Consider the following 12,363-nt stretch of genomic DNA (forward strand, 5'->3'; position numbering starts at 1 on the left):
TATTAGGGCTGGTTTGTCGAGCGGGGCCAAGCAATTCCTCAGGGCTCAGTAAGGTTGCGCCATGGCTGACCTTATCGCGCGCCTCACCGCTTGGGCACTCTCCCTCAAGCTCGTGCGCGTCTGGTTCCACTATCTCGAGCGTCGCGGGCCCATGCTGTCGGACAGCATCACCTACCGCGCACTGTTCTCCGTCTTCGCTGCGGTGGCCCTCGGGTTCTCGTTCGCCGCCCTGTGGCTGGCGGACAATCCGGCCGCGTGGCAGGCGCTGGTGAACACGGTGGATGCCGCGATCCCGGGCCTCATCGGAGAGGACGGACTCATCCAGGTCGACAAGATCGAGCCCGTGGGCTTCACGCTCGCCGGCATCCTCTCGGCCGTCGCGCTGATCGGCGCGGCCATCGGCGCGATCGGATCGCTGCGCGCCGCACTGCGCACCCTGGCCGACGAGATCCACGACGACGTGTTCTGGATCTGGGTGATCCTGCGCAACCTGCTCCTCGCGCTCGCCATCGGCGGGGGGTTCGTGCTGTCGGCGGCGGTGACGTTCTACGGCACGACCTTCGTCGACGTCGTGGGGGACTGGGTCGGCGTCGACGGCTGGGTCGGCGATCTCGCCACGCAGGGCGTCGCCTTCCTCGCGGTCTTCGTGCTCGACGCGGTCCTCATCGCCCTCGCCTTCATCGTGCTGAGCGGAGTGAAGGCGCGCCCCGTCACCCTGATCGTCGGCTCGCTCATCGGCGGGATCGGGCTGACGGTGCTGCAGCAGCTGTCGGGCCTGTTCGTCCGCGGCGCCGGCGCCAACCCGCTGCTCGCGTCGTTCGCCGCGCTGATCGCGCTGCTGCTGTGGTTCAACCTGTCGGCGCAGGTGATCCTGCTCGCCTCGACGTGGATCATCGTGGGCGTCGCGGAGGACGCCGACCGCGTGCGGGAGAAGTACGGCACGCCGACCTTCGAAGCGCGCCGCGTCAAGCGCGCCGAGGACGCCGTGCGCGTCGCGACTGAGGAGCTGCACCTCGCCCAGGCCGCCGCGGCGAAGTCACGACGGAAGTCGGACCCCCAGGACGCCTGACGTGGCTCCGGTCGTCCCCTTCTTCACGGCCGCGCAGGTGCGCGACGCCGAGCGGCCGCTGCTCGACGCGGGCATCCCGCTCATGCGCCGGGCCGCCGCGGCGCTCGCCGCGATCGCGGCGGAGCAGCTGACGGATGCCGCGTCCCGGCGCGTGCGCGTGCTCGCCGGGAGCGGCGACAACGGCGGCGATGCCCTGTACGCCGCCGCGGACCGCGCCCGCTCCGCCCACGTCGAGGTGGTCACGGTGGGAAGCCGCGTGCACGAACCCGCCCTCGCTGCCGCGCTCGGCGCCGGGGCGCGCCGCATCGCGCGCGACGCGGCGACGGAGGCGGCAGCCGGAGCCGCACTGATCGTCGACGGCATCCTCGGAATCGGCGCCTCGGCGGACCCCGCGCTGCGCGGCACCGGCCGAGACGTGGTCGCGGGGCTTCTCCCGATCGTGCGAGACCGGATGCCGCGCATCGTCGCCGTCGACGTCCCCAGCGGGCTGCACCCTGACACCGGAACCGCCGACGACGTGGTCCTCCCCGCGTCGCTCACGGTGACGTTCGGCGCCGTCAAGGCCGGCCTGGCCAGGGGCCGTGGCCCGCAGCTGGCCGGCGACGTCGTGCTGGTCGACCTCGGCCTCGGGCCGGTGCTCGAGGCGATCCCGCCGGCAGGCGAGGTATCCGTCTCGCGGGTGCTCGTCGCGCCGGACGCATTCGCGCACGAAGCCCGCGCCGCGGTGCGGCGGGCCGCGCCCCCTCGGGGCGGGGAGAGCTAGACCGGGTCAGTCGTCCTTCTGGTGCCCGCGGCCGTTGCTGCCGGGGAAGTCGTCGGAGTCCTTCTGGTGGCCCCAGCCGTTGCTGCCGGGGAAGTCGTCGGAGTCCTTGTGGTGGCCCCAGCCGTTGCTGCCGGGGAAGTCGTCGGAGTCCTTGTGGTGGCCCCAGCCGTTGCCCTCGCCTTCGCCGGCACCGCCGTGCGGAGCTACCGTGGCCGGCACGAACGCGGGTGCGAGCGCCGTGCCCGAGGCGAGCGAGGGAGCGAGCAGAGCTGCCGACGCCACCACGACGACGGCGGCGCTGGCGATCAGAATCCTGGTCGCGACCATCGGGCACCTCGGATCGGGCGGTTCGGGCTGGTGTCAGGAGCGTACACCCGTGGGTCCGCCTCGCACCGGTCAGCGGGCGTAGCGCTCCACGAAGGTGCGCAGCATCCGACTCGGGTGCGACACCGCGGCACGCCGGACGGCCGCGAGCGTGAGCTCGAGCTCGTCGGCCGCGAAGTACCCGTAGCCCGCGTACGCGTGGATGCGGGTCGTGATGCCGTCGACGTCGAGCTCGGGATGGAACTGCGTCGCGTACACGTTCTCGCCGACGCGGAACATCTGCACCGGGCAGTCGGGCGACGAGGCGAGCAGCGTCGCCGACGCAGGCAGCACCGTGATCGCCTCCTTGTGGCCGACGAACGCCTCGAACTCGCGGGGGAGGGTGTCCAGGAGCGGATCGGATGCCCCGTCCTCGGTCAGCGACACGGGCACGACGCTGATCGGCTCCCCATAGGTGCGGTCGATGACGGCGCCCTGGTGAACCCCGAGGGTCCCGACCCCGTAGCAGGCGCCCAGGAAGGGGAAGTCGCGGGCGACGACGTCGTCGAGGAGGGTCTGGAACTCCGCCTCGACACGATGCTGCACCGACGTCTTCTTCTCGTCCGGGTCGGATGCGTTGAAGGGTCCGCCGCCCACGAAGATGCCCGAGAGGGCATCGAGGTCGAGGCGCGGCATCCGCTCCGCCTCCAGGCGGATCCGCACGAGGTCGCGCTCGTCCAGCCCGGTGTAGCGCAGGAACAGCGCGTACTCCTCGTCGGCGGGCACGTCCTCGGCCCGCGTGGCGAGGAGGACGAACGGCTTCACGACCCCAGCCTACGCAGTCGTCGCGGCGCCGAGAGGCGGGTCAGGAGGGAGAGGCGACCAGGCCGAGCTCGACGGCGGAGACGAGCTGCGGATGCGTCGGCACGACGCGCACCGTGTAGCCGAACGTGCCCGTCACGGTGAGCGGGAGCGTGCCGGTGAAGGTCGTGATGCCGTCGACGGCCGGGCCTGCCGGCTCCAGGCGCTGCACCGAATGGTCGCGCGCGAGCGCGTCGTCCTCGTCCGTGCGGCCGTAGGCCAGCTCGACGGCGACGTCGTCGGGCGAGAGCCCGTCGAGGCGGACCGCCGCGCTGATCTCGAGCGCGTCGCCGGCCTGCGCCTGGGACGGGATGCCGGACGCGTCCACTCCCGCGATCACGACCCGCGGCCAGGCTTCCGTCACGCGCGCGACGAACGCCGCGAGCGCCTTCGCCTCGGCGAATCCGTTCGCGCGGAGGGCGACGTCGTGCGCGGCCGAGGGGACGTACAGGCGCTGCACGTAGTCGCGGACCATGCGGTCGCTCGTGGCCTTCTGACCGAGGTCGGTCATGGTGTGGCGGACCATGTCGAGCCAGGCCACCGGCACACCGCCCTCGCGCTCGTAGAACCTCGGCACGAGCTGGTGCTCGATCAGGTCGTAGAGGGCCGCAGCCTCGGCGTCATCGCGCTCCTCGTCGTTCGATGCCGTGTCGGCGGTGGGGATCGCCCAGCCGTTGCGGCCGTCGTACCACTCGTCCCACCACCCGTCGAGGATGGAGAGGTTCAGTGCGCCGTTGAGGGCGGCCTTCATGCCGCTCGTCCCGCAGGCCTCCAGCGGGCGCAGCGGGTTGTTCAGCCACACGTCGCAGCCCGGGTAGAGGTCCTTCGCGAGGCCGATGTCGTAGTCCGGCAGGAAGACGATCCGCCCGCGGACCTTCGGGTCGCGGCTGAAGCGCACGAGCTGCTGGATGAGGATCTTGCCCGAGTCGTCGGCGGGATGCGACTTGCCGCCGATCACGATCTGCACCGGGCGCTCGGGGTCGGTGAGCAGTGCGGTGAGCCGCTCGGGATCGCGGAGCATGAGCGTCAGGCGCTTGTAGGTCGGCACCCGGCGCGCGAACCCGATCGTGAGCACCTCGGGGTCGAGCAGATCGTCGATCCACGCGGGCACGATCCCGGCGCCGTTGGTGACGGATGCCGCGACCCGGCGTCGCGCCTCGGCGACGAGCTCGCCCTTCATCTGCTGGCGCACACCCCACAGCTCGGCGTCGCTGACGGCGCTGCGGTCGTTCCAGTCGTGCGTGTCGGTGTGCGCGTCGCCCCACACGCGCTCGCTGAGCGACTTGAGCGCGGGATGAACCCACGTCGGCGCGTGCACGCCGTTGGTGATCGAGGTGATCGGCACCTCGTCGGCGTCGACGCGGGGCCACAGCATCCCGAACATGCCGCGGCTGACCTCGCCGTGCAGCACCGAGACCCCGTTGGCGTGCTGGCCGAGGTGCAGGCCGAGGACGGCCATGTTGAAGACGCCCTGGTCGCCGCCGTCCCACGTCTCGAGACCGAGGGAGATCGCTCGGCCGGAGTCCAGGCCACGGAAGAGGCCGCCGGCCAGATAGTCCGCGATGAGTTCGCGCGGGAAGCGGTCGATGCCCGCCGGCACCGGCGTGTGGGTGGTGAAGACGGTCCCCGCCCGCACCTGCGCCAGAGCCTCGTCGAAGCCGAGCCCGTCGTGCGTGATCAGCTCCGACATCCGCTCGAGTCCCTGGAACCCGGCGTGGCCCTCGTTCGTGTGGTAGACGTCCGGAGTCGGACGGCCGGTGAGCTCGCACCAGGCGCGCACCGCGCGCACCCCGCCGACGCCGAGGAGCAGCTCCTGCAGCAGTCGGTGCTCGCCGCCGCCGCCGTAGAGGCGGTCGGTGACCTTGCGCAGCTCGTCCGAGTTCGACGGCGTCTCGGAGTCGAGGAGCAGCAGCGGGACGCGGCCGATGTCGGCCACCCATACCCGGGCGTGCAGGACCCGGTCGCCGGGGAGCCCGAGCGAGATCTCGATCGGGGCGCCGTCGCCGTCGCGCAGGAGCGTGAGGCCCAGCCCGTACGGGTCCAGCAGGGGGTAGCTCTCGTGCTGCCAGCCGTCGTCGCCGATGGACTGTCGGAAGTAGCCTGCACGGTAGAACAGGCCGACGCCCGTGAGCGGCACTCCGAGGTCGGACGCGCTCTTGAGGTGGTCGCCGGCCAGGATGCCGAGGCCACCGGAGTACTGCGGGAGCGAGCCGTCGACGCCGAACTCGGGGGAGAAGTAGGCGATGTGCGCGGGCTTGTCGCCCTCGAGGCGCTGGAACCACCGCTCGCCGTCGAGATAGGCGGAGAGGCGCTCGTCCTCTTCGCGCACGCGCTGCACGAAGTTCTCGTCGCGGGCGAGCTCGTCGAGGCGCTCCTGTCCCAGGGCGCCGAGCATCCGCGCGGGATTCGCGCCGATCCGTTCCCACAGGGCGGGGTCCATCGATGCGAACAGGGCGTGGGTCGCACGACTCCAGGACCACCGCCAGTTCGCGGCGAGGCGATCGAGAGGTGCGAGGGCCTCGGCGAGAACGGGGCGGACGGTGAACGTTCGGATGGCCTTCACGCGAGCGAGTCTAGGGGCTCTGGATGAAAACGCTTGCACAACGGCGGATGGCGGAATGCGGACTGGAGCCGCGCTCCGGGGACAGGCGGACACGCGCGCCCCGGCGGTCTCGTCCGCATCCGGACCCCGGGACTACGCTGAGCACATGGCCATCGCACGACTGCACGGAGGTCCGCTCGACGGGCAGCTCCTGCCCCTCGAAGACCCTCAGCTCGACCGCCTGATCGTCCCGTACAGCGAGACCCAGGTCGTGTACGAGCGCAAGGGCTCGCCCGAGAAGACCGGTGAAGGCGACGGCCCGACCGAGGTCGCGTTCTGGTTCATCGAGTCGCAGGACGAGATCGATCCGTACAGCGACTCGGCCAGTGACCGCCGCTGAGGACTCGCCCACGCGGTCGGTCGAGGTCGAGCTCAAGTTCGACGTCGACGCCGGCGTCGCCGTGCCCGACTGGTCGGCGATTCCCGGCGTCTCGGCGGTGAGCGCCGGGGAGGTGCGATCGCTGGATGCGACCTACCTCGACACCGCGGATGCCGCGCTCGCCCGCCACGGGTATGCGCTGCGTCGTCGCACGGGCGGCCCCGACGCCGGCTGGCACATCAAGGGTCCGCGCGGCGCCGACGGCGGACGCGTCGAGCTGCACTGGCCGCTCGGCGAGCCCGGAGTGGTGCCGGCGGGCGCACGTGCGGAGCTCGCCGCGGTCGCGGGCGACGCTGCGCTGACGCCGCTGGCGCGCATCCGCAACGAGCGCACCGCCTACGAGCTGACGGACAGCAGCGGAGGGGTCGTCGCGGAGTTCGCCGACGATCACGTCCGCACGCGCGACGAGCGCAGCGGCGCCGAGCGCGAGTGGCACGAGTGGGAGATCGAACTCGGGCCCGCCGCACCGGCCGACCCGCAGTGGCGCGCGACGTTCTTCGCCGCGGTCGAGGCCGCTGCACTGGCCGCAGGCGGCCGCGCCGCGGCATCCGATTCGAAGCTCGCCCGCGCCCTCGGCCACTGAGCCCGGTCTGCCGCGCCCCGGTCCGCCGCGCTGACGCCGGTCGCGGGTGCCGTCGGCGCGGGTGCCGTCAGGCCGCGGGTGAAGTGCCCATAACTCCTGCACTGTGAGTGTGTGCGCGGTGAGCGAGCCCGTGTTTTCGCGGCAGGCAGCGGAGCGGATGCCGCAAGTGCAGGAGTTACGGTCCGGGGGCGACCCCCCGGACCGACGACGAAGCCCCCGGCCCATGCGGGCTCGGGGCTTCGTCGCGAAGGCTCGGGTCAGAGGTTGATCATGTGCCCGGCGAGGCCGTGGAAGGCCTCTTGGACGGCTTCGGACAGGGTCGGGTGGGTGTGGACGTTGCGGGCGGTCTCGAGCGCGGTGAGGTCCCACTTCTGCGCGAGGGTCAGCTCGGGGAGCAGCTCGGAGACGTCGGGTCCGATGAGGTGGCCGCCGAGGAGTTCGAGGTGCTCGCCGTCGGCGATGAGCTTGACGAAGCCGATCGGCTCGCCGAGGCCGTTGGCCTTGCCGTTGGCCGAGAACGGGAACTTGGCGACCTTGACGTCGTAGCCGGCGTCGCGGGCCTGCTGCTCGGTGAGGCCGAACGAGGCGACCTGCGGGGAGCAGAACGTGGCGCGGGGCATCATGCGGTAGTCGCCGAGGGTCATGGTCTCGGCCTTGCCGATGGTCTCGGCGGCCACGACGCCCTGCGCCTCGGCCACGTGGGCAAGCTGCAGCTTGGCGGTGACGTCGCCGATCGCGTAGATGTGGGGCACGTTGGTGCGCATGTGGTCGTCGATGTCGATCGCACCCCGGTCGGTCAGCTTCACGCCGGTGTTCTCGAGCCCGAAGCCCTCGACGTTCGCGGCGAAGCCGATCGACATGAGCACCTTGTCGGCCTCGATCGAACCCTGCGCGCCGTCCTTGCCCGTGTAGGTCACGGTGACCTTGTCACCGGAGTCGACGACCGTCTCGACCTTGGTCGAGGTGAGGATGTCGACGCCGTACTTCTTGTAGTGCCGTGCGATCTCCTTGGACACGTCCGCGTCCTCGTTGGGCAGGGCCCGGTCGAGGAACTCGATGATCGTGACCTTGACGCCGTAGTGGGTCATCACGAAGCCGAACTCCATGCCGATCGCGCCGGCACCGACGATCACGATCGACTCCGGCAGGCCGCGCGACATGATCTGCTCTTCATACGTGACGACGTTCTCGCTGAGCGTCACACCGGGAAGCAGACGCACCTTCGATCCGGTCGCGATGATCGCGTTGTCGAAGGTGACGTCCTCAGTGGAGCCGTCGGCCTTGGTCACCGTGATCGCGTTCGGGCCGGTGAAGTTCCCGCGGCCCTCGTACTCGGTGACCTTGTTCTTCTTCATCAGGTAGTGGATGCCCTTGACGTGCGTCTCGGACACCTTTCGGCTGCGGTCCCACGCGACGCCGAAGTCGAACGACACCTCGCCCGAGATGCCGAAGAGCTCGGCCTGGTCGTGGAAGACGTGGGCGAGGTCGGCGTTGCGCAGCAGAGCCTTGGAGGGGATGCAGCCCACGTTCAGGCACACACCGCCCCAGTACTTCTCTTCGATGATCGCGACCGAGAGGCCGAGCTGAGCGCTGCGAACGGCCGCGACGTACCCGCCGGGGCCGGCGCCGAGGATGACGACGTCGTAGTGAGGCATGCTTCCAGCCTAGTGCGCGGCGCGTGGCCCGGAGCCGGGGGTCGGGCCCGTCAAGCGGCGGGAGCGGCGGTCAGGTGCGGCGACGGCGGGTCGCGAGCACGATGGCCACGACGACGACCGCGACGACGCCCGCCGCGATCAGCACCGGGAGCAGATTCGCGAAGAGGGTCGCGCCGGCATCCACCTGGTTGTCGTCGGGGAGCTCGCTCTGGGAGGGCGCCGGCTCCGCGGGGGCGGAGGACTCCGCCGTCCCCGAGACGGTGAACGTGAATTCGCCCGAGATCGGGTGCCCGTCGCTCGAGACGACCTTCCACAGCACGGTGAGGGGACCGGATGCCGCGCCCGCGAGCGCCTGCGTCAGCTCGTTGTCCTGCGCCGTGGGGGCACCCTCAGCGAGCTCGGCGCCGGACGCATCGGTGACCGACACCTCCGACGCCCCCGGGTCGGTCGCGATGATGCCGCTGAACGTGAAGGAGATCTGCGCGGGCAGGCCGTCCACCGTGGAGCCGGCGGCGGGGTCGCTGCCGAGCAGCTCGTCGTGCGCGACGGCGGGGGATGCCGGCAGCACGAGCGCGGCGACGGCGACGAGGAAGGCCGCGACGAGCGCGAGGGCGCGGGCGCGGAAGCTCGTGTGAATTCCTTGTGACATCACCCGATCGAGCCTATCCGGCCCCTTCGATCCGGAGTCGCCGAGGTCTAGCATGGCGGCAGGCGGGAGCACCTGCCCCGCCGGCCGCACAGCGGAAGGACGGTGGCGGATGGACGCCATGATGATGGACGCCATGTCGAAGGACATGATGTCGATGCCGGGCATGGACACGATGGACATGGCGGTGCTGCAGGCCTGTATGGACGCCTGCTCGGCCTGCGAGCAGGCATGCACCGTGTGCTCCACACAGCTGATGTCGTGCGCGCCGGCGTGCATGAACTGCGCCGACATGTGCAACACGATGATGCGCGCCATGATGCGCATGCAGGGGATGACGCCCGCGTCGATGATGGCGATGCTCGATGCCTGCATCGCGATGTGCCAGACCTGCATGGACGAGTGCATGGAGCACGCCGACCACAGCGAGGTCTGCAACATGTGCGCTCAGTCGTGCCAGGCGTGCATGGACGCCTGCATGGCCGTCAAGGACATGATGATGAAGGCCGCCTGACCCGGGATCACTCCCACCGCGCCGGCCGCGGCATCCGCCCGCCCGTCAGCGCACCAGGACGTTGAAGCGCTCGCGGCCGACCGCGAGCACGTGGTAGCGCCCGTGCACCGACACCGGCGCGCCTGCGACGAGCACGTGCGCCGCTCCGGCGCCGCTCCACAGCGCGACCGGCGCTCCGTCGGCGAGGGCGCGGACGAGGATCACTCCCGACGCGGGATCGGCGTGCTCGACGATCGCATCGGACCAGTCCGACGGCGTCGCCGCGGCCAGGCGCGACTGGATCAGGTGCAGCGCGTGACCCGGCGCGAACGAGGAGCACGCATCGCCGTGGTCGCACATGCAGGTCGCACGCTCACGCACCTCGAGGGGCGGGATCTGGCGCTGCTGGCTCGACACGACGGGGCTCCTTCTCGTAGTTTCGTTCTTCACCACGTTAGGTCGGGAGCCATACCCGTACACCTCGGCCGACACGGGGCGAAACAATGCGCGGCGCCGTGCGAGGCCGATTCCGCCTCTTTCGCCCATCAGGTGATCGGATAGGCTTGCACGCAGAGGAGGACCACCGTGGAGGAACATCGCCGACCCGACGAGGGCGACATCCGCCGGGCTTCCGGTTCGTTCGGCGACTCGGGTGACACCGACCGCGGATCCGACACCACCCAGACCTTCGGGCACGATTCCGACCTGTCTTTCGTGCCGTTCGGCAGCGAGCTGGCCGAGGCCGAGCTCGAAGCGATCGACGCGCTCCCGACCGGCGCGGCGCTGCTGCTCGTCCGCTCCGGGCCGACCGCCGGAGCCCGGTACCTGCTCGATACCGACGTGACGACCGTCGGACGGCACCCCGAAGCCGACATCTTCTTCGACGACGTCACCGTCTCGCGCCGTCACGCCGAGATCACGCGCACCGGCTCGTCGTTCGAGCTCGTCGACCAGCGCTCTCTCAACGGCACGTACGTCAACGGCGAACGCGTCGACCGTGCGGTGCTGAACAACGGCGCCGAGGTGCGCGTCGGCAAGTTCCGCCTGAACTTCTTCGTCTCGCCCGCCGACCTCGCCCAGGTCGCGGACGAGTGATGCCGGCCGCTTCCGCCCGCGAACGATCCTCGTCCGCGGGTCTTCTGAGCATCGGGCAGGTGCTGGCACGGCTGTCGCCGGAGTTCCCTTCACTGACCTCCAGCAAGCTCCGCTTCCTCGAGGTGCAGGGGATCGTCACGCCGGTGCGGACCGAGTCCGGCTACCGCAAGTTCTCGCCCGCCGATCTCGAACGGCTGCGCCTCGCGCTCACCCTGCAGCGCGACCACTACCTGCCGCTCGTCGTCATCCGCGAGTACCTCGCCGACGTCGACGCCGGGCGTGAGCCGGCCACGCCGACCGCGGTGCCGCCGCCGTCGATCGTCCCGGCGCCGCGCCGGTACCGCCGCGACGAGCTGCTCGCCGCAGCGGGAGCCGCGCCGCAGCTGCTCAACGACGCCATCAGCACCGGCGTCCTGGTGGGGTCCGACGCCTACACGGAGCAGTCCGTCGCGCTCCTGCGCGCGCTCGTCGCGCTCGACCGCCACGGGATCGAGCCGCGCCACGTGCGGGCGCTGCGCCAGAACGCCGAGCGCGACGTCGCGCTGGTCGAGCAGGCGCTCGCGCCGCTGCTGCGGCGGACGGATGCCGCCTCCCGCGGCCGCGCGGGAGAGCTGGCGCCGGAACTGGCCAAGAGACTGGACGAGGTGCGGTCGATCTTCGTGCGCGGAGCGCTCGAGCGGCTCCTGTCGTGACCCCGGTTCGCGACGACATCGCGCGACACGCCGGGCACGAACAGCCGATGTCGTTGATAGAGGCGGGTGGCTCATCTAGCGTGGGACTATCCGAACGGGAGGGGGACCGAGCATGACTGCTCGAGAAGCGGCCGAGGGCGAGCCGTTCGTCGCTGAACTCCTCTTCACCGACGGCCTGCCGGCGATGGACGACGAGGTGGGGTACCGCGGAGCGGTCGCCGCCCGCGCCGCCGGCATCACGTACCGTCAGCTCGACTACTGGGCCCGCACCGAGCTCGTCGAGCCGACCGTGCGCGGTGCGAGCGGCTCCGGGTCGCAGCGCCTGTACGGCTTCCGCGACATCCTCGTCCTGAAGCTCGTCAAGCGACTGCTCGACACCGGCATCTCGCTTCAGCAGATCCGCACGGCAGTGGACCAGCTGCGCGCAGCCGGCATCCGCGACCTCGCCGGAACGACGCTCATGAGCGACGGCGCATCGGTGTACCTGTGCACCTCGAACGACGAGGTCATCGACCTGGTCAGCCGCGGGCAGGGCGTGTTCGGCATCGCCGTCGGCAAGGTGCTGCGCGAGGTCGAGTCCGAGCTCGTCGATTTCGACGCGCAGGCGCCTGAGACCATGGACGAGCTCGCCGCTCGCCGCGCAGCCCGCACCGCCTGACGCCGCGGCGTGCGGTGACGCCGGCCCGCGCGCTCCGAGTCTGCGAGATCCTCCGAGGCGCGATCGAGTCAGCGCGCGGCGACCGCTTCGGGCCGACGCACGGCGGACACGGCTGTCAGCGCCTGTGCGAGGTCGGCGATGAGGTCCTGCGGAGCCTCGAGGCCGATCGACAACCGCACGAGCGCGTCCGACGGCTTCGCCTCGCTCTGCACCGGCCGGTGGGTCAGCGCGGCGGGATGCTGGATGAGCGAATCCACGCTTCCGAGAGAGACCGCATGCGTGAAGAGCTCGACCGACGACGTCAGCGCGCTTGCCGCCTCGAACCCGCCGGCGAGCTCGATCGCGATCATGGCGCCGGGCCCGGATTGCTGCGTGCCGATCAAGCCCTGGGGGTCGCACTCCGCGAACTCGGGGAAGTGCACCCGCGACACCTCGGGGCGCGTCGCAAGCCAGCGCGCGACGGCGCGAGCGCCGTCCTGCTGGGCTCGAACACGCACCGGGAGCGTCCCTAGGCCCCGGTGCAGCAGGTACGCCGCGAGCGGGTGCATGATCGCGCCGGTGATG

15 protein-coding genes are annotated in these 12,363 nt (G+C 71.1%); 8 read left to right on the forward strand and 7 right to left on the reverse strand.

Annotated features, from left to right (window positions below; translation table 11 throughout):
* The first annotated feature begins 61 nt into the window (after positions 1–61).
* Both ACE3O1_RS03805 and ACE3O1_RS03810 read left to right on the forward strand, forming a co-directional pair.
* Positions 62–1,069, forward strand: a complete 1,008-nt coding sequence (locus ACE3O1_RS03805) for a YihY/virulence factor BrkB family protein (protein ID WP_374312581.1) — start codon at positions 62–64, stop codon at positions 1,067–1,069.
* 1 nt (position 1,070) lies between these two features.
* Positions 1,071–1,832, forward strand: coding sequence for an NAD(P)H-hydrate epimerase (locus tag ACE3O1_RS03810; protein WP_374312584.1), 762 nt, complete (start codon positions 1,071–1,073; stop codon positions 1,830–1,832).
* 6 nt (positions 1,833–1,838) lie between these two features.
* On the opposite strand, the gene ACE3O1_RS03815 is transcribed toward ACE3O1_RS03810, so the two are convergent.
* The 3 genes from ACE3O1_RS03815 to glgP form a co-directional block, all read right to left on the reverse strand.
* Positions 1,839–2,159 carry a hypothetical protein gene (locus tag ACE3O1_RS03815; RefSeq protein WP_374312586.1) on the reverse strand — a complete coding sequence of 107 codons (321 nt, stop codon included), beginning with the start codon at positions 2,157–2,159 and terminating at the stop codon, positions 1,839–1,841.
* Positions 2,160–2,228: 69 nt separating this feature from the next.
* Positions 2,229–2,960 (reverse strand): glutamine amidotransferase, encoded by a 732-nt coding sequence (locus tag ACE3O1_RS03820; protein ID WP_374312588.1) that lies wholly within the window; start codon positions 2,958–2,960, stop codon positions 2,229–2,231.
* A 40-nt stretch (positions 2,961–3,000) separates the two neighbouring features.
* Positions 3,001–5,559 (reverse strand): alpha-glucan family phosphorylase, encoded by a 2,559-nt coding sequence (gene glgP, locus ACE3O1_RS03825; RefSeq protein ID WP_374312590.1) that lies wholly within the window; start codon positions 5,557–5,559, stop codon positions 3,001–3,003.
* Positions 5,560–5,704: 145 nt separating this feature from the next.
* Here glgP and ACE3O1_RS03830 point away from each other — a divergent pair, with 145 nt between their 5' ends.
* Entirely contained in the window at positions 5,705–5,938 is a 234-nt protein-coding gene (locus ACE3O1_RS03830) for a response regulator (RefSeq protein WP_374312592.1), read from the forward strand.
* On the forward strand, positions 5,925–6,560 hold the full coding sequence (locus ACE3O1_RS03835) for a CYTH domain-containing protein (protein ID WP_374312594.1): 636 nt from the start codon (positions 5,925–5,927) through the stop codon (positions 6,558–6,560). Before ACE3O1_RS03830 ends, ACE3O1_RS03835 begins: the two co-directional genes overlap by 14 nt.
* Before the next feature lie 257 nt (positions 6,561–6,817).
* On the opposite strand, the gene lpdA is transcribed toward ACE3O1_RS03835, so the two are convergent.
* Together lpdA and ACE3O1_RS03845 are read right to left on the reverse strand one after the other, a co-directional pair.
* The gene (lpdA, locus tag ACE3O1_RS03840; RefSeq protein ID WP_374312596.1) at positions 6,818–8,215 is read right to left on the reverse strand and encodes a dihydrolipoyl dehydrogenase; all 1,398 of its coding nucleotides are present in this window, start codon (positions 8,213–8,215) and stop codon (positions 6,818–6,820) included.
* Positions 8,216–8,285: 70 nt separating this feature from the next.
* Positions 8,286–8,864, reverse strand: coding sequence for a copper resistance protein CopC (locus tag ACE3O1_RS03845; protein WP_374312598.1), 579 nt, complete (start codon positions 8,862–8,864; stop codon positions 8,286–8,288).
* Positions 8,865–8,973: 109 nt separating this feature from the next.
* Between ACE3O1_RS03845 and ACE3O1_RS03850 the strand changes: the two genes are divergently transcribed.
* Positions 8,974–9,375 (forward strand): hypothetical protein, encoded by a 402-nt coding sequence (locus ACE3O1_RS03850; protein ID WP_374312600.1) that lies wholly within the window; start codon positions 8,974–8,976, stop codon positions 9,373–9,375.
* A 45-nt stretch (positions 9,376–9,420) separates the two neighbouring features.
* Here ACE3O1_RS03850 and ACE3O1_RS03855 read toward each other — a convergent pair whose 3' ends face one another.
* Complete coding sequence (locus ACE3O1_RS03855) at positions 9,421–9,771, reverse strand: hypothetical protein (RefSeq protein ID WP_374312602.1); 351 nt, start codon at positions 9,769–9,771, stop codon at positions 9,421–9,423.
* Between the two features lie 168 nt (positions 9,772–9,939).
* Between ACE3O1_RS03855 and ACE3O1_RS03860 the strand changes: the two genes are divergently transcribed.
* The 3 genes from ACE3O1_RS03860 to ACE3O1_RS03870 all read left to right on the forward strand — a co-directional run bounded on the left by ACE3O1_RS03860 (position 9,940) and on the right by ACE3O1_RS03870 (position 11,799).
* Positions 9,940–10,449, forward strand: a complete 510-nt coding sequence (locus ACE3O1_RS03860; RefSeq protein WP_374312604.1) for an FHA domain-containing protein — start codon at positions 9,940–9,942, stop codon at positions 10,447–10,449.
* On the forward strand, positions 10,449–11,141 hold the full coding sequence (locus ACE3O1_RS03865) for a MerR family transcriptional regulator (RefSeq protein WP_374312606.1): 693 nt from the start codon (positions 10,449–10,451) through the stop codon (positions 11,139–11,141). Before ACE3O1_RS03860 ends, ACE3O1_RS03865 begins: the two co-directional genes overlap by 1 nt.
* A gap of 112 nt (positions 11,142–11,253) precedes the next feature.
* Positions 11,254–11,799, forward strand: coding sequence for a MerR family transcriptional regulator (locus ACE3O1_RS03870; protein ID WP_374312608.1), 546 nt, complete (start codon positions 11,254–11,256; stop codon positions 11,797–11,799).
* Between the two features lie 68 nt (positions 11,800–11,867).
* On the opposite strand, the gene ACE3O1_RS03875 is transcribed toward ACE3O1_RS03870, so the two are convergent.
* Positions 11,868–12,363, reverse strand: a 496-nt coding sequence (locus ACE3O1_RS03875; RefSeq protein WP_374312610.1) for a PLP-dependent transferase, incomplete at its 5' end; no start/stop codon positions are given.

Origin of the sequence: Microbacterium sp. (assembly GCF_041909575.1) — a bacterium.
Lineage (GTDB): Bacteria > Actinomycetota > Actinomycetes > Actinomycetales > Microbacteriaceae > Microbacterium.